Below are 15,892 nucleotides of genomic sequence, written 5' to 3' on the forward strand. Positions count from 1 at the left end.
GTCATCGGATCATATTGATCGGATATTCAGCCAGCCTGTTTCAAAATAGTGGTTTTTGGTCTTGCTGCTGCCTATCAAAGCGCTTTGAATAGTGATGCACATCTCTAATCAAGGGCGGAACCAATGGCAGACGGACAAGACTGGTGGCGCGGGTCGGTGACGTATCAGATCTACCCCCGGTCCTTCATGGATGCGGATGGGGACGGGATTGGCGACATCAAGGGCATCATGGATCGCTTGGATCACGTGGCGTCGCTGGGTGTCGATGCGATCTGGCTGAGCCCGGTGTTCCCGTCGCCAATGGCGGACATGGGATATGATGTTTCGGACTATCTGGACATCGACCCAACCTTCGGCACCTTGGCTGGTTTTGACGCCATGGTCGAGAAGGCCCATGCGCTAGGCCTGAAGGTCATCATTGATCAGGTGCTGAGCCATGCATCGGACCAGCATGCCTTGTTTACCGAGAGCCGTCAGAGCCGGGACAACCCCAAGGCGGACTGGTTTGTCTGGGCCGATCCGAACCCCGATGGCACGCCGCCCAACAACTGGCTTTCGATCTTTGGTGGTCCGGCCTGGACCTGGGACTCGCGTCGCCGCCAATACTATATGCACAACTTCCTCAAGGAGCAGCCGGATTGGAATTTCCATAACCCGGAGGTGCAGGATTACCTGCTTGATTGTGTACGGTTCTGGTTGGAGCGGGGTGTGGATGGGTTCCGGTTGGACACCGTGAACTTCTATTTCCACGATCATCTTTTGCGCGACAATGCGGCCAACCCGTCGGACTGGGCGCAGGATGCCGTTCGTCCGTTCGAGATGCAGTACACGCTGTTTTCCAAGAACCGGCCGGAGAACCTTGCGTTTCTGAAGCGGTTGCGCGCGCTGCTGGATGAATATGATGACCGCACCATGGTGGGTGAGGTGGGCGATAGCCACCATTCGATTGATCTCATGGGGCAGTACACATCCGGTCATCGCCTCCACATGGCCTATAGTTTCGAGATGCTGGGGCCGGATTTCTCGCCCAAGCATTTCCGTGAACGGATTGAGGCGTTCTTTCGCGATGCGCCCGAGGGGTGGCCGTGTTGGGCGTTTTCCAACCATGATGTGCCGCGCCATGTGGGCCGTTGGCTGGAGCATGGGGTGGATCAGGATGCGCTGGCCAAGCAGGCGGCGGCGCTGCTTTTGAGTTTCGAGGGGTCGATCTGCATCTACCAAGGGGAAGAGTTGGGGCAGGTGGATACTGTTCTCAGCTTTGACGAGTTGACCGATCCCGAGGGTATCAATTTCTGGCCGGAGAAGACGGGGCGTGACGGATGCCGGACGCCGATGGTGTGGGAAGCAGACGCGCCGAATGCGGGCTTTAGCCAAGCCAACCGCACGTGGTTGCCGGTGAAGGAGCCTCAGGCGGCGCGGGCGGTGTCCGTGCAGGGTGAGAACTCTGTACTTGCGTTTTACCGTGAGATGCTGGCGCTGCGCCGTGGGTCCGAGGATTTGCGGGAGGGCAAGACGGTGTTTCTTGATCTGCCGGAACCCGTGTTAGGGTTCACGCGAGGGGAGAACATGATGTGCCTGTATAACCTGTCGCCTGATCCGATCACTGTGGATGCACCCCATGCGGTGGCGTCCGTTCTGGACCAATCCGCCGAGGTGGACGGTGCACGCGTGACCATGGGCGGAAGCGGTTTTCTGATCGGGCGTATCGCTTGATGGGTGGGGCGGACACGACCAGTTTGCCGCCCCATATGACCCAAGGGGATGTTGATGCGCTGCTTGGTGCGCGCCATGACCGGCCCTTTGACGTGCTTGGTGTTCACAAGACCGGACGCGTGGCGTGGTGTGTCGCACTGGTGCCGGACGCGACCGCCGTTGTGGCGACAGTGGGGCGCAAAAAGGTTCCGCTAGAGCGCGTAGAAGGGCCGCTGTTTGCGGCACAGGTGCCGAACTCCAAATCCGCGCATCGCTTGACGGCCACGTTTACCGACGGGTCGGAATGGGCATTCGAGGACCCGTATCGTTTTGGCCCTGTCCTGACTGAGATGGATCAGCACCTGATGGGTGAGGGCACGCATCGCCAGTTGTGGCAGGCGCTGGGCGCACACGTGACGGAGGTGGGTGGCGTCGCGGGCACGCATTTTGCTGTCTGGGCACCCAACGCTGCGCGCGTGTCGGTCGTGGGGGATTTCAACATCTGGGATGGCCGCCGACATCCGATGCGGCGTGTGGGCGAGACCGGTGTGTGGGAGATTTTCTTGCCCGGTCTGGGTGACGGTGATCTCTATAAGTATGAGATCGCGCCGCAGGAGGGTGCGCCGTTTCTCAAGGCTGACCCGGTTGGTTTTGGGGCGCAGCATCCGCCCGAGACATCCTCTGTCGTGCGGGATATCTCTGGCTATGGCTGGGACGATGCCGACTGGATGGCGGGACGTGGTGTGGCCCAGCAGCGCGACAAGCCGATTTCCGTCTACGAGGTGCATCTGGGGTCGTGGCGGCACACCGCGGACGGGCGCAGGCTCAGCTACAAGGAACTGGCGACTGAACTGGTCGACTATGCCGTGTGGATGGGCTTCACCCATCTGGAGTTTTTGCCGATCAGCGAGTTTCCATTTGATGGGTCGTGGGGCTATCAACCGCTTGGCCTCTATGCCCCGACCATCCGCTTTGGCCCGCCGCATGAGTTCCGCGATCTGGTGGAGGCGGCGCACAAGGCTGGGCTGGGGGTTATCCTGGACTGGGTGCCGGGGCATTTTCCATCGGACACTCATGGGCTGGCGCAGTTTGATGGCACGCATCTCTATGAACACGCCGACCCGCGAGAGGGGTTCCATCAGGACTGGAACACACTGATTTACAACTATGGTCGGAACGAGGTGAAGAACCACCTGACCGCCAACGCGCTCTATTGGTTCAAGGAATACCATATCGACGGTCTGCGCGTGGACGCGGTGGCCTCCATGCTCTACCGCGATTACTCGCGTGACGACGGCGAGTGGGTGCCCAACAAGGATGGCGGGCGCGAGAACTACGAGGCCATAGATTTCCTAAAGGAGATGAACACCGTCTGCTACGGCGAGGTGGACGGGATTATGACCGTGGCCGAGGAAAGTACCGCTTTTCCTGGTGTCTCCACGCCCGTCGATGCGGGCGGCCTTGGCTTCGGCTATAAATGGAACATGGGGTGGATGAACGACACCCTGCGTTACATCGAAAAGGACCCGGTGCATCGGAAGTACGATCATCACCTGATGACTGCCCCGATTGATTATTCATTCTCGGAAAACTTTGTCCTGCCGATCAGCCATGACGAGGTGGTGCATGGCAAAGGGTCGATGATTGCCAAGATGCCTGGCAATGAGTGGGAGAAGTTTGCCAACCTGCGCGCCTATTACGGTTTCATGTGGGGGCATCCGGGCAAGAAGCTGTTGTTCATGGGCTGCGAGTTTGGGCAGTGGGCCGAATGGAACCATGATGTGAGCCTGGATTGGGATGCGCTGCATGGGGAACAGCAAAAGGGCCTGCAAACGCTGGTGCGCGATCTCAACCATCTGTATCGCGACACGCCTGCGCTGCATCGACGGGATTGCGACCCTTCGGGATTTCAGTGGATCGCCAATGATCCCGAACAATCCCTGACGGCCTTTTTACGGCGGGGCGAGGACGGCGATGCACCTGTTGTGGTCGTGTGCAATTTCACACCGGTGGAGCGTCAGTGGCGCATCGGTGTGCCTGTGTCCGGAACCTGGGAGGAGGTTCTGAACAGCGATGCGGCCGCTTATGGCGGTGGGAACCGGGGCAACGGGGGCGCGGTCCAGAGCCAGATTGGCGAGTGGGACGGGTTACCGCAATTTGTGGACATCACTGTGCCGCCTTTGGCGACCGTGATGTTCCGACACAAAACATAGGGAGGAACAGATATGGCGGACATGACACGCTTGTCTCAGAGGTCGATGGCATTCGTGCTGGCGGGGGGGCGTGGGTCACGCCTGAAGGAGCTGACGGACCGACGTGTGAAGCCTGCTGTCTATTTCGGCGGCAAGACCCGGATCATCGATTTTGCCCTGTCCAACGCGGTCAATTCCGGCATCCGCCGCATGGCCGTTGCCACGCAGTACAAGGCCCATTCCCTGATCCGCCATTGCCAGCGTGGCTGGAATTTCTTTCGCGCCGAGCGGAACGAGTTTCTGGACATCCTGCCTGCATCGCAGCGCGTGTCCGAGGAGATGTGGTATCGCGGGACAGCAGACGCGGTAACGCAAAACATTGATATCGTGGACAGTTACGGTGTCGAATACATCGTGATCCTGGCAGGCGATCACATCTACAAGATGGACTACGAGATCATGTTGCGCCAGCATGTGGAGCAGGGCGCCGATGTGACTGTGGGCTGCCTGACCGTGCCGCGCGCTGATGCGTCTGCCTTTGGCGTTATGGCGGTGGATGAGCACAGCCAGATCACCTCCTTTCTGGAAAAGCCGCCCGATCCACCCAGCACGCCCGAAGACCCGACCAAGGCGTTGGCGTCGATGGGCATTTACGTGTTCAACTGGAAATACCTGCGCGAGTTGCTGATCGCCGATGCGGCGGACCCGAATTCCAGTCACGATTTCGGCAATGACCTGATCCCCGAGATTGTGAAGGGCGGCAAGGCCGTGGCCCACCGGTTTGATGACAGCTGTGTTCGGGCGACGGGTGCGCCGAGCTATTGGCGGGATGTCGGGACGCTGGATGCGTTCTGGGAGGCCAATATCGACCTCACCGACTTCACGCCCGAGCTGGACTTGTGGGATCAGAACTGGCCGATCTGGACCTATTCAGAAAGCGTGCCACCCGCCAAGTTCATCCATGATGAAAAGGACCGGCGCGGCGTGGCGATTTCGTCCATGGTGTCGGGTGGGTGCATAATTTCGGGCACCGAGGTGCGCAATTCGCTGCTGTTCACGCAGGTGCACACCAATTCATACGCCGTGCTGGATCATTCCGTTGTGCTGCCCAATGTGGTTATCAACCGGTCCGCGAGGTTGCGGAAATGTGTGATTGATCGGGGAGTGGAGATCCCGACCGGGTTGGTTGTGGGCGAGGATCCGGTGGAGGACGCCAAGTTCTTCCGCGTGTCCGAAAAGGGCACGACTCTGATCACCAAGGAGATGGTGGAGGCATGGAAGGCCGCGCAATGACAAAGGTTTTGTCCGTTGCGTCTGAATGTGCGCCGCTGGTCAAGACAGGCGGCCTAGCGGATGTGGCTGGCGCATTGCCCGGTGCCTTGGCGCCTTTGGGCATTGAGATGCGGACGTTGTTGCCCGGTTATCCAGCGGTGATGGACGCGCTGGATAGTGCAGAGACCGTTACGGAGATTGCTGATCTCTTTGGCGGTGCTGCGCGGCTGCTTTCAGGCGAGGCGGCGGGGCTGGACTTGTTTGTTCTGGATGCGCCGCATTTGTTTGATCGAGGGGCGGGTATCTATCTGAACGATGACGGTGTCGATTGGCCGGACAACCCGGAACGCTATTCCGCGCTGTGCCGGGTGGCGGCGGATATTGCGCGTGGAGCGTTGGGCGATTGGCGGCCCGCTCTGGTGCACTGCCATGACTGGCAGGCGGGATTGGTGCCTTACTACCTCAAGCGCGGCGGCGCGTCGGCCCCAAGCGTGCTGACCATTCACAACATTGCCTTTCAGGGTTTGGTGCCGATGGCGCGGGCCAAGGTTCTAGGTATTGCCAAGCGCGACCTGACCCGCGAGGGGATGGAGTATTGGGGGCAGATTTCCGCGTTGAAGGCTGGTTTGGTCTGGGCTGACCGATTGACGACCGTATCGCCGACCTATGCCCGGGAATTGATGACACCTGAGTTCGGCATGGGGCTGGACGGCGTCTTGCAGACGCGCAAGGCTGACCTGTCCGGCATTCTCAACGGTATTGATCTGGACGTGTGGTCGGCCGAGGTCGACAGCCACATTCAGACCTACAAGACCCCGCGCGGAAAGGCGGCAAACAAGACAGCCTTGCGCGCGGAGTTCGGGTTGCCGGAGGCGGATGGCCCGCTGTGTGTGGTCGTGTCACGGCTGACCGAGCAGAAGGGGCTGGACCTGCTCTTGGATGCTCTGCCTGCGCTACTGGACCGGGGCGGGCAGTTGGCGTTGCTCGGTTCGGGTGATCCGACGCTGGAGAAGGCATTTGCCGAATATGATCACCCCTATGTTGCAACCCGGATCGGATATAACGAGGCGCTGTCGCACCGGATGATCGCGGGCGGTGATGCGATCCTTGTGCCGTCGCGGTTCGAACCATGCGGATTGACCCAGCTTTATGGCTTGCAATATGGCACCTTGCCGGTTGTGGCGTTGACGGGCGGTCTTGCGGATACGGTCATCCCGGCCACCCCTGCGACCATGGCAAGGCAGGTCGCGACCGGGCTGCAATTTCATCCGGTGACGGCGGACGCCCTCTCAAATGCTCTGATGCAGCTTTGTGACCTTTTCGCTGCGCCCAAGCTGTGGTCAAAGATGCAGCGAAACGCGATGGCGCAGCCCGTGGGGTGGGCGCCATCGGCTGCGGCTTACGCTGCGCTGTATGACGACCTGGTAAAGGCTGCTGGATGACACCATTCCAACTGAGCGCGGGCCGCCCGCACCCTCTGGGGGCTACCTTCGACGGTGAAGGTGTGAATTTTGCCGTGTTTTCTCAACACGCGACCCGCGTGGTGCTGTGCCTGTGCGACGATCAGGGGCGCGAGGTGTATCTTGTCGATCTGGCCGAGCGCGAGGGGCATATCTGGCATGGCTATATCGCTGGGCTGCGTCCTGGACAGCAATATGGCTACCGCGTCCATGGGCCCTATGTGCCCGAGGAAGGGCACCGCTTCAATCCCTACAAGCTGCTGATGGACCCCTATGCCAAGCGGCTGGCAGGGCAGGTACAGTGGCATGACGCGCTTTATGGTTACGAGATTGGCCATGCGGACAAGGACCTGAGTTTCGACAAGCGCGACAGCGCGCCCTACATGCCGCGATCTGTCGTCGTTGACCCAGCCTTTACGTGGGGGCGCAGTGAGCGACTGCGTCTTGATACCCCATGGTCCGACACGGTCATTTACGAGGCCCACGTCAAAGGGCTGACAGCGCGACGCAAGGACGTGCGCCATGCGGGACGGTTCCTTGGCATGGCGTCGGACCAGATGCTGGAGCACCTGACCGATCTGGGGGTGACGGCGATCGAGTTGATGCCAGCGCAGGCCGCCGTGGACGACCGGTTTCTGATAGACAAGGGGCTGAGCAACTACTGGGGCTACATGACATATGGGTTCTTTGCGCCCGAGCCGAAGTATCTAAGCAACCACGACATATCCGAGTTCCAGCAGATGGTTGCGCGGTTCCACGCTGCCGGGATCGAGGTGATCATGGATGTGGTCTATAATCACACCGCAGAGGGAGATCAGCGCGGACCAACCTTGAGTTTCCGGGGGTTTGACAACGCCAGCTATTACCGGCTGACCGATGATCCGCGATACTATGTGAACGATACAGGCTGCGGTAACACGCTGGATCTGGATCACCCCTTTGTCCTGCGCATGGTGATGGATTCCCTGCGGTATTGGGTTGAGGTGATGCATGTGGACGGGTTCCGTTTTGATCTGGCTTCGACCCTTGCCCGCACGTCCGGTGGGTTTGACCGTGACGGCCCCTTCTGCCGCGCCATCCGGCAGGACCCGGTGCTGAACAAGGTCAAGATGATTGCCGAGCCGTGGGACGTGGGACCGGGCGGGTATCAGTTGGGGGCCTTCCCGTCGCCCTTTACGGAGTGGAATGACAAGTATCGGGACAGTGTGCGCAAATTCTGGCGCGGCGATGCCTGCATCACCCGCAAGCTGGCAGGACATGTGACCGGGTCGGCCCTGCGTTTCGATCATGATGGGCGGCCCGCCACGTCGTCGATCAACTTTGTCACCGCCCATGACGGTTTCACGCTGATGGATACGGTCAGCTACAACGAAAAGCACAACGCGGCGAATGGTGAAGGCAACCGCGATGGGCATGACCACAATTGTTCCGACAATTGCGGAGTGGAGGGGCCAACCGAGGACCCGGCCATTCTGGCCCTGCGTGCCCAACGGCGGCGGAATATACTGGCGACCCTGATGCTGAGCCAGGGGACGCCAATGATTTTGGCGGGCGACGAGTTGGGCAACTCACAAGGAGGCAACAACAACGCTTATTGTCAGGACAACGAGATTGGATGGGTCAACTGGGACGAGGCTGATCCGGATTTCCTGGCCTTCTGCCGCCAAATCATCGCCTTCCGCAAATCCAACCCCATCCTGCGCCAGAAGCGGTTCCTGCATGCAGGCAAACGAGCGGTGGATGGCAAGCCGGACGTGTTCTGGCGCAAGGCCGATGGCACCGCGATGGCGGAAGAGGATTGGCAGCGGCCCGAGTTGAAATTCCTTGGGGTCGAGATGCGGATGGCGCGTGGCACGCCCGCCTATGAACCGCGCCTTGGCGCCATTTACATCTTGTTCAATGCGGGCGGCAAAACCCGGGCAACATTGCCCGAGGCCTTGCCGGGCCACCGCTGGCAGCGCGTCATCGACACCTCCGGTCAAGTGGGCGGGGCTGTGCGCGCCGGGGCCGTGACCATTGCGCCGAACAGTGTCGTTGCGCTTGAGCTCTGCCCTATTGGCGGCAGACCCGTTGGCGCGTTCGCATTTCAGAAAAGAAAGATTGAAGCATGAGTGTTCAGACAATTCAGACCACGCCAATCGACGGCCAGAAACCCGGCACCAGCGGCCTGCGCAAGAAGACGGCGGTGTTCATGCAGCCCGGCTATCTTGAGAACTACACGCAGGCCATTTTCGACGGCATCGGCGGGATTGCCGATAAGACCCTCGTGGTGGGTGGCGATGGGCGGTACTTTAACGACGTGGCTATCGGAACCATCTTGCGCATGGCCGCAGCCAATGGCGCTACCAAGTGCATCGTGGGGCAAGGTGGGTTGTTGTCCACACCGGCGGCTTCGCACCTGATCCGCAAACGCGAGGCCGATGGCGGGCTGATCCTGTCGGCCAGCCACAATCCGGGCGGGCCGGATGCGGACTTTGGTTTGAAGTACAACGGCCCGAATGGCGGGCCTGCGACCGAGGGCGTGACCGAAAAGATCTTTGCCCGGACGACGGAGATTGAGGCATATCACATCCTTGAAGGTGGTGATGTCGACCTGGATGCGCTGGGCGACAGTCAATTGGGTGACATGCAGATCGAGATTGTCGATCCGGTGGCCGACTATGCCGAGTTGATGGGGACGCTGTTTGACTTTGATGCCATTGCGGGCCTGTTCCGTGCCGGTTTCCGTATGTGCTTTGACGCCATGCACGCGGTCACCGGGCCTTATGCGCATGAGATACTGGAGAACCGTCTGGGCGCGCCTGCTGACACGGTGATGAACGGCACTCCGAGCCCGGATTTTGGGGGCGGACACCCAGACCCAAACCCGGTCTGGGCCAAGGCGCTGATGGATGTGATGTATGCCAAGGATGCGCCTGATTTCGGCGCGGCGTCGGACGGTGATGGTGATCGTAACATGATCGTCGGGCGGCGGTGCTATGTCAGCCCGTCGGACAGCCTTGCCTTGCTGGCTGATCGCGCTCATCTGGCGCCCGGATATGCGTCTGGACTGGCCGGGGTTGCGCGTTCCATGCCCACCTCTGCTGCTGCAGATCGTGTCGCTGAGGCCAAGGGCATGGCCCACTTCGAAACGCCCACCGGCTGGAAGTTCTTTGGCAACTTGCTGGACGCGGACAAGGTAACGCTGTGCGGTGAAGAAAGCGCTGGCACCGGGTCAAACCATGTGCGGGAGAAAGATGGGTTATGGGCGGTCCTGCTATGGCTGAACATCCTTGCTGTAACCGGCAAATCCGTGTCGGAGTTGATGGCGGCGCATTGGGCGACCTATGGGCGCAACTACTATTCGCGCCATGACTACGAGGCTGTCGACAGCGCGGTGGCCAATGATCTAATCACCGATCTGCGCGGACGTTTGAGCGAACTGCAGGGGCAAACCGTCGGTGCGCTGACAGTGTCCGCTGCCGATGAGTTTGCTTATGACGACCCGGTGGACGGGTCCACGTCAACCGGTCAGGGCATCCGCATCTATTTCGAAGGCGGCGGGCGCGCAGTGTTCCGTCTGTCAGGCACCGGTACTGACGGGGCCACGCTGCGTGTTTATCTGGAGCAACTGGAGACGGCCCCTGATGCGCTGGATCAGGACCCGCAAGATGCGTTGGCGGGAATAATCGCCGCTGCTGACACGTTGGCCGAGATCAAAGCGCGTACAGGCCGCGATGGCCCCGATGTCATCACCTGAACGAACGCGGGCGGTTACTGTGCCGCCCGTTCCACACCTTCGGCGATGGCGGCCCGCAGCTTCTTCTCAAGCGTTTTCTGCTTGGCCTCGGAGTAGTATTTCAGGCCGAACATATCCTTGACATAGAAGGTGTCGACCACCTGCTCGCCATAGGTCGCGATGACCGCGTTGGCGATGTAGACATTGGATGCCGCCAGAGTGCGCGTCAGGTCGTGCAGCAGACCGGGACGGTCGCGGGTGTCAACCTCGATGATCGTGTAGATATCGGACCCTTCATTGTCGAAGGTGATATGCGTAGGCACCTTGAACGCCTTTTCGCGTTTTTTGACCTTGTCGCGATCCTTGATCGCCTCGCGGGTGACAACCTCACCTCCGAGGGTGCGTTCGATCATCTTGCGCAGACGGGGCAGGCGGGCCGCGTCATAGGGGTTGCCGTCGGCGTCCTGTATCCAGAACGCATCGGTCACATACCCGTCGGAGGTCGTGTAGCTGCGGGCATCCACGACATTGGCCCCGACCAGTGCCAGTGCGCCGGTGAGACGTGCAAAGATGCCCGGGTGATCGGGCATGACAAAGCAGGCGCGGGTGGCGTCCCGGTCTTCGTCCGGGTGCAGGTCCATGGCGATCTCGTTTTCGCCGATGTCGCGCAGCAGCTTGGCAAAGACGACGTGGGCAGTGACATGCAGGCCCTGCCAATATGGATCGTAGTGCCGTGCGGTTTCGGTTTGCAGGTCCTTGCGCGGCCATTCCGCCAACTCGGCCCGCAGTGCCTTTTTCGCCTCTGCTCCCCGGCCTTCGCGGGTGAGCGCCTCCATCCCGTCTTCAAGCGCTCGGCGCGTCTGGCGGTAGAGCGCGCGGATCAGCACGGCCTTCCAGTTGTTCCATGTGGTTGGGCCAACGCCGCGGATGTCGCACACGGTCAGAACGCAAAGCAGGTCCAGCCGTTTGACTGTCTGCACCGCCTTGGCAAAGTCGCGCACGGTGCGAGGGTCGGCGATATCGCGCTTCTGAGCCATGTCGGACATCAGCAGGTGGTAGCGCACCAGCCATTCGACCGTATCCACGTCGTCTTGCTTGAGCCCCAAACGCGGCGCGATCTTGCGGACCATCTGCGCGCCCAGGATCGAGTGATCTTCGGGCCGTCCCTTGCCGATGTCATGCAGCAGAAGTGCCACATAGAGCACCTTGCGGTTCACACCGTCTTTCAGGATCGACGAGGCGACCGGCAGGTCCTCTTCCAATTCGTCACGCTCGATCATCGCAAGCTGCGCGATGCATTGGATGATGTGTTCGTCCACCGTGTAGGAGTGGTACATGTTGAACTGCATCATCGCGACGATGGGTTCAAACTCGGGGATGAAGGCCGATAACACCCCCAGCTCGTTCATCCGTCGCAAGGCGCGTTCCGGGTTGCCGTGCTTCAGCAGCAGATCAAGGAAAATGCGCTGAGCCTCTGGCGTCGTGCGCATGTCATCGTCGATCAGGTGCAGATGCGACTTGATGAGGCGCATGGCATCGGGGTGGATCAGCATGCCAGTGCGCAGCGCTTCCTCGAAAATGCGCAGGAGGTTCAGTTTGTCTTCGAGAAAGGCGTTGTCATCTTCGATCGCGATCCGATTGTGGATCACCTGGTAGCCGTGTTTGATGCGCGGTTTGCGTTTGAACAACCGCTCAAGCAGCGGTTCAGCCTTGATATGCGTGGCCTCGAGCTTGGTCAGGAAGATGCGTGTGAGGTCGCCCACTTCGGTTGCGTGCAGGAAGTAGTCCTGCATGAACCATTCCACAGCACGCCGACCGTCCTTGTCTTCGTAGCCCATGTCGTCGGCCACTGCGACTTGCAGGTCAAAGGTCAGCTGTTCCGTGGCCCGGCCCGAGATCAGGTGCATGTGGCAGCGGGTGGCCCACAGGAAATCTTCGGCTGCAACAAAGGCATCGAACTCGTCATCCGTGAACAGGCCCAGTGGCACAAGGTCTGCCGCGTCCTGCACCTTGTGGATGTATTTGCCGATCCAGAACAGCGATTGCAGGTCGCGCAGCCCGCCCTTGCCCTCTTTCACATTCGGTTCGACCACATAGCGCTGCCCTTGCCGCACGTGCCGTGCGTCCCGTTCGGCTAGCTTGGCCTCGATAAAGTCGCGCTCGGTCCCGTTGAACAGGTCCGTCCGCAGCTTAGTGTCCAGTTCCTTGGCCAGTGCGGAGTCACCAAAGAGGAAGCGGTGTTCCAGCATGGCGGTGCGGATGGTGAAATCCTCGCCCCCAAGCCGCAAGCAATCCCGCACCGTGCGGCTGGAATGCCCAACTTTCAGCTTGAGGTCCCACAGGATGTAGAGCGTGGTTTCGATCACACTTTCCGCCCAGGGGGTGATTTTGTAGGGCGTGAGAAACAGCAGATCCACGTCCGAGAAGGGGGCCATTTCGCCTCGCCCGTAGCCGCCCACAGCCAATAACGCCAGCCGTTCGCCGTTGGTGGGGTTCGGGTTTGGATGCATCAGCGTTTGCGCCGTGCGCAGGGCCGCGTGAACCAGGCAATCGGTCAGAAAGGCATAGGCCTGCGTGGTGGCGCGCGACGCAAAAGGATCTGCCCGAAAGGCCGATGCAATCGCTGCGCGACCCGCTTTTTGCGCGTCTTTTAAATGTGCGACGATGGCCGCTCGCTCTGGCTTGGTATCCAAAAGCGCATCGAAAGCGTCGCCATCGAAGATATCGGAGGCGGCGCAGATCAGGTGTTGGTCAGGCGTCGTTGGAGCCTGAAAGGCGGTGTCGCTCAATACGCTCTCCGTTGTGGCCGCAGGGCCGGATCAGAAACCTGCGCCACCAAACCCGCGCGGGGCGGCATCAATCACAGCGACCTTGTTGTCGCGGACCGTCGCAATTGCAAGCCCCCGTTCGTTTGTGCCGTCCGGACGCAAACGGAAGATACCCGATGCGCCTTGAAAGCCCGACCCTTGGGTCAGTGCCGCGCCGGTCAACGCGCCCGAGTTGCCTTGTGCTGCAAGGGCGCCGATGGCTGCGATGCCGTCAAAGGCCAATCCAGCCAGCGGGTGAGGGGCGCTGCCATAGGCCGCTTGGTATTGCGATTGGAATGCAGATGACCGCGCGGGATCAGGGAGCGCGAACCAGCCGCCCTGCACCCCCGGCAGTTCCAGCGTTTGTGGCGGCAAATCCCAGCGCGTCAGGCCCACATATTGCGTTGTGGCCGGGCTAAGGCCCGCCTCGGGCAGCAACTGTGACAGAAGGGGAAGGCCAGCGGCGGGGGAGGCTGTCATGAACACGGCATTGGCGCCCGAGTTGTCCACGGCAGATTTGACTCTTGGTACGGCAGCAACCAGCCCCTGTTGAGATAGTGGGTAATCCACTGTGCCCACGAGTGTAGCATTGCTGCGCGAAATCGCTTGTTGGATTGCATTTCGACCAACTTGACCAGCGACGTCTTGTGCATGGACTACCACGACCCGGTCTTTGCCCTGACGGGCCGCGTAGCCAACAAGACGATTTGCAATGTTTTCGAAGGTCGACCCAAGGACGAAGACATTGCCACCTGCGATCGACGTGTTGTTAGAAAAGGCCAGTACGTTCACATTTTGCGGGGCCACGGCCACGCCCGCAGCGTTCGCGGCCTCGGCATAGAGCGGGCCCACGATGATCTGAGCGCCGTCATTTACGGCCTGTGCGGCTTGGCTTGCGGCGGTGCCCGCATTGCCCGCTGTGCCGTATACCCGGAGGTCAATTTGCACCCCTTGCAGGTCGCGCATGGCGAGGCGCGCCGCGTTTTCCAGATTGTTCGCCAACAGCTCGTCACTGGCCTGCCCGGAACCACGTGGCACCAGCAGCGCAACCGGAACCGGCTGCGACGTGTCGATCCGTGGGCCGCCCGACGATCCGCCAATGCCACCCAAAGCGGCCGGATCACAGGCGGCCAGAGCAAGGGCAGCCACAGGCACAAGTGCCCGCCGCGCCGCCTTGCGCAGAGTCTTGAAAAACGCAAACATATACTGTCACTCCCTAGGTGCGGGGCATGACATTGGCCTGCCCGGTCATTGGGGGCAGATAATAAACGTCAGGAAAGGCGGGTCCAGCGTTGAATCATGTCAAGGTACCCCTGTCCGCGGGTCTGTGGTTCGTGGGCGTGCCGATCGGGACGGCCCGGGATATCACGTTGCGGGCGCTCGACGTGCTTGCGTCAGCGGATGTACTTGTGGCCGAAGACACCCGGTCTTTGCGCAAGTTGATGGACATCCATGGCGTGCCGCTTGAGGGGCGCCGGATCGAAGCATTGCATGAGCATTCAAAGGACACACAGGTCACACGGCTGGTCGCGCGCGCGGCCGGTGGCGAAAGCGTGGCCTACGCGTCCGAGGCCGGAATGCCCTTGATCGCGGACCCTGGATTCGAGTTGGGACGCGCCGCGCGGGCAGCGGGCGTTTCAGTGACATGCGCGCCGGGACCATCGGCCGTTTTGACAGCGCTGGTGGTCGGTGGATTGCCGACTGATGCCTTTCATTTTGGCGGGTTCCTGCCCGCATCGCGCTCTGCACGGCAGAAGGCGCTGCAAGATGTATCGGATGTAAAGTCCACGCTTGTGCTCTACGAATCGCCCAAACGTGTTGGTGCGCTGCTCGCAGACGCGGTCGAGGTTCTGGGTGCGGACCGGCAGGCCACGGTGTGCCGTGAGTTGACCAAGAAATTCGAAGATGTGCAAACTGGCACGTTGGCTGAACTGGCGCAGGTATTCCAGAATACTACGCCGAAGGGCGAAATTGTCGTGCTGATTGGCCGCGCAGAGACAGTGGCCGTTAAGGAAAAAGACATTGACGGTGCGCTAAGCTCGGCGCTGAATGATATGTCGGTTAAGGACGCGGCCGCGTTCGTGGCGGAAACACTAGATGTGCCGCGCAGGCGGGTCTACCAACGGGCATTGGAATTGGCGCGTAACAACCAATGATGTGAAAGGTGACGCATGGCGCGGCACGAGCGATGTTCGGATACAGGCCAGCCGCTCGATACGCGTGTGGCGCGCGGTCACATGTCGTATCACGCCGGCATGGCGGCCGAGCAAATCGTCGCGCGCGCTTACATCCGCGCGGGTTACAAGTTGATCGCTGAACGCTGGCGCGGACGGCGCGGTGAAATCGATCTGGTTTTCTCGACGGCGATCGCGATCGTCATGGTCGAAGTGAAAACCAGTAAATCCCTTGCTTCTGCCGCCGCGCATCTGACCCCGGCGCAGGTCAAACGCCTGTGTGCGACGGCGGATGAATACCTCGCGACTCTCACTGATGGCGCGTTGACGGATGTCCGGTTTGATGTCGCGTTGGTTGATCAAACGGGTGCCGCCGAATTCCTTGAAAACGCCTTTGCGGGGTATGTCTGAACCCGTGCGCAGGATGTTCTGCGACTGTGCACAACAGCTTGCCATTGCGTGACGGCCTTTGCTGCGCCATCTAGGGGCGCAGACTATTGCGGAGTTGCGCCATGAAGATTGCCTTTCAGATGGACCCGATCGGGGCCGTGGACATCAATGCGGACAGCAGTTTCCG

Annotated in this window: 10 protein-coding genes; 8 read left to right on the forward strand and 2 right to left on the reverse strand. The window is 60.6% G+C overall.

The annotated features are described in order from the left end of the window. Positions 1-123 precede the first annotated feature (123 nt). From AC6RA8_RS07255 to AC6RA8_RS07280, 6 genes are read left to right on the forward strand one after another with little or no spacing between them, the layout of a single operon-like run. Positions 124-1,713 carry an alpha-amylase family glycosyl hydrolase gene (locus AC6RA8_RS07255; RefSeq protein ID WP_500351607.1) on the forward strand — a complete coding sequence of 530 codons (1,590 nt, stop codon included), beginning with the start codon at positions 124-126 and terminating at the stop codon, positions 1,711-1,713. Positions 1,714-1,748: 35 nt separating this feature from the next. After that, positions 1,749-3,905 (forward strand): 1,4-alpha-glucan branching protein GlgB, encoded by a 2,157-nt coding sequence (gene glgB, locus AC6RA8_RS07260; protein ID WP_500351608.1) that lies wholly within the window; start codon positions 1,749-1,751, stop codon positions 3,903-3,905. A 21-nt stretch (positions 3,906-3,926) separates the two neighbouring features. Continuing rightward, entirely contained in the window at positions 3,927-5,177 is a 1,251-nt protein-coding gene (gene glgC / locus AC6RA8_RS07265; RefSeq protein WP_500351618.1) for a glucose-1-phosphate adenylyltransferase, read from the forward strand. Further along, complete coding sequence (gene glgA / locus AC6RA8_RS07270) at positions 5,174-6,598, forward strand: glycogen synthase GlgA (RefSeq protein ID WP_500351619.1); 1,425 nt, start codon at positions 5,174-5,176, stop codon at positions 6,596-6,598. Before glgC ends, glgA begins: the two co-directional genes overlap by 4 nt. After that, on the forward strand, positions 6,595-8,727 hold the full coding sequence (gene glgX / locus AC6RA8_RS07275; RefSeq protein ID WP_500351609.1) for a glycogen debranching protein GlgX: 2,133 nt from the start codon (positions 6,595-6,597) through the stop codon (positions 8,725-8,727). The genes glgA and glgX overlap by 4 nt, the downstream gene beginning before the upstream one ends. Then, positions 8,724-10,355, forward strand: coding sequence for an alpha-D-glucose phosphate-specific phosphoglucomutase (locus tag AC6RA8_RS07280; protein WP_500351611.1), 1,632 nt, complete (start codon positions 8,724-8,726; stop codon positions 10,353-10,355). Before glgX ends, AC6RA8_RS07280 begins: the two co-directional genes overlap by 4 nt. 14 nt (positions 10,356-10,369) lie before the next feature. Here the strand turns inward: AC6RA8_RS07280 and AC6RA8_RS07285 are convergent, their stop codons facing one another. After that, positions 10,370-13,123: a [protein-PII] uridylyltransferase gene (locus tag AC6RA8_RS07285; protein ID WP_500351613.1), complete on the reverse strand. Its 2,754-nt coding sequence runs from the start codon at positions 13,121-13,123 to the stop codon at positions 10,370-10,372. Positions 13,124-13,153: 30 nt separating this feature from the next. After that, positions 13,154-14,344, reverse strand: a complete 1,191-nt coding sequence (locus tag AC6RA8_RS07290) for a penicillin-binding protein activator (protein ID WP_500351614.1) — start codon at positions 14,342-14,344, stop codon at positions 13,154-13,156. An 89-nt stretch (positions 14,345-14,433) separates the two neighbouring features. On the opposite strand from AC6RA8_RS07290, the gene rsmI reads away from it, so the two are divergent. Both rsmI and AC6RA8_RS07300 read left to right on the forward strand, forming a co-directional pair. Beyond that, positions 14,434-15,297: a 16S rRNA (cytidine(1402)-2'-O)-methyltransferase gene (gene rsmI, locus AC6RA8_RS07295; RefSeq protein WP_500351615.1), complete on the forward strand. Its 864-nt coding sequence runs from the start codon at positions 14,434-14,436 to the stop codon at positions 15,295-15,297. Between the two features lie 15 nt (positions 15,298-15,312). Next, positions 15,313-15,726 carry a YraN family protein gene (locus AC6RA8_RS07300; protein WP_500351616.1) on the forward strand — a complete coding sequence of 138 codons (414 nt, stop codon included), beginning with the start codon at positions 15,313-15,315 and terminating at the stop codon, positions 15,724-15,726. The last annotated feature ends 166 nt before the right edge of the window (positions 15,727-15,892 follow it).

This window comes from Tateyamaria sp. (assembly GCF_059783535.1).

Excerpts from the sequence above, each read along its gene's own strand:
- AC6RA8_RS07290 (WP_500351614.1), bottom strand. The coding sequence starts at position 14,344 with ATGTTTGCGTTTTTCAAGACTCTGCGCAAGGCGGCGCGGCGGGCACTT.
- glgX (WP_500351609.1), top strand. The coding sequence starts at position 6,595 with ATGACACCATTCCAACTGAGCGCGGGCCGCCCGCACCCTCTGGGGGCT.
- AC6RA8_RS07280 (WP_500351611.1), top strand. The coding sequence starts at position 8,724 with ATGAGTGTTCAGACAATTCAGACCACGCCAATCGACGGCCAGAAACCC.
- glgA (WP_500351619.1), top strand. The coding sequence starts at position 5,174 with ATGACAAAGGTTTTGTCCGTTGCGTCTGAATGTGCGCCGCTGGTCAAG.
- glgC (WP_500351618.1), top strand. The coding sequence starts at position 3,927 with ATGACACGCTTGTCTCAGAGGTCGATGGCATTCGTGCTGGCGGGGGGG.
- glgB (WP_500351608.1), top strand. The coding sequence starts at position 1,749 with ATGACCCAAGGGGATGTTGATGCGCTGCTTGGTGCGCGCCATGACCGG.
- AC6RA8_RS07300 (WP_500351616.1), top strand. The coding sequence starts at position 15,313 with ATGGCGCGGCACGAGCGATGTTCGGATACAGGCCAGCCGCTCGATACG.
- AC6RA8_RS07255 (WP_500351607.1), top strand. The coding sequence starts at position 124 with ATGGCAGACGGACAAGACTGGTGGCGCGGGTCGGTGACGTATCAGATC.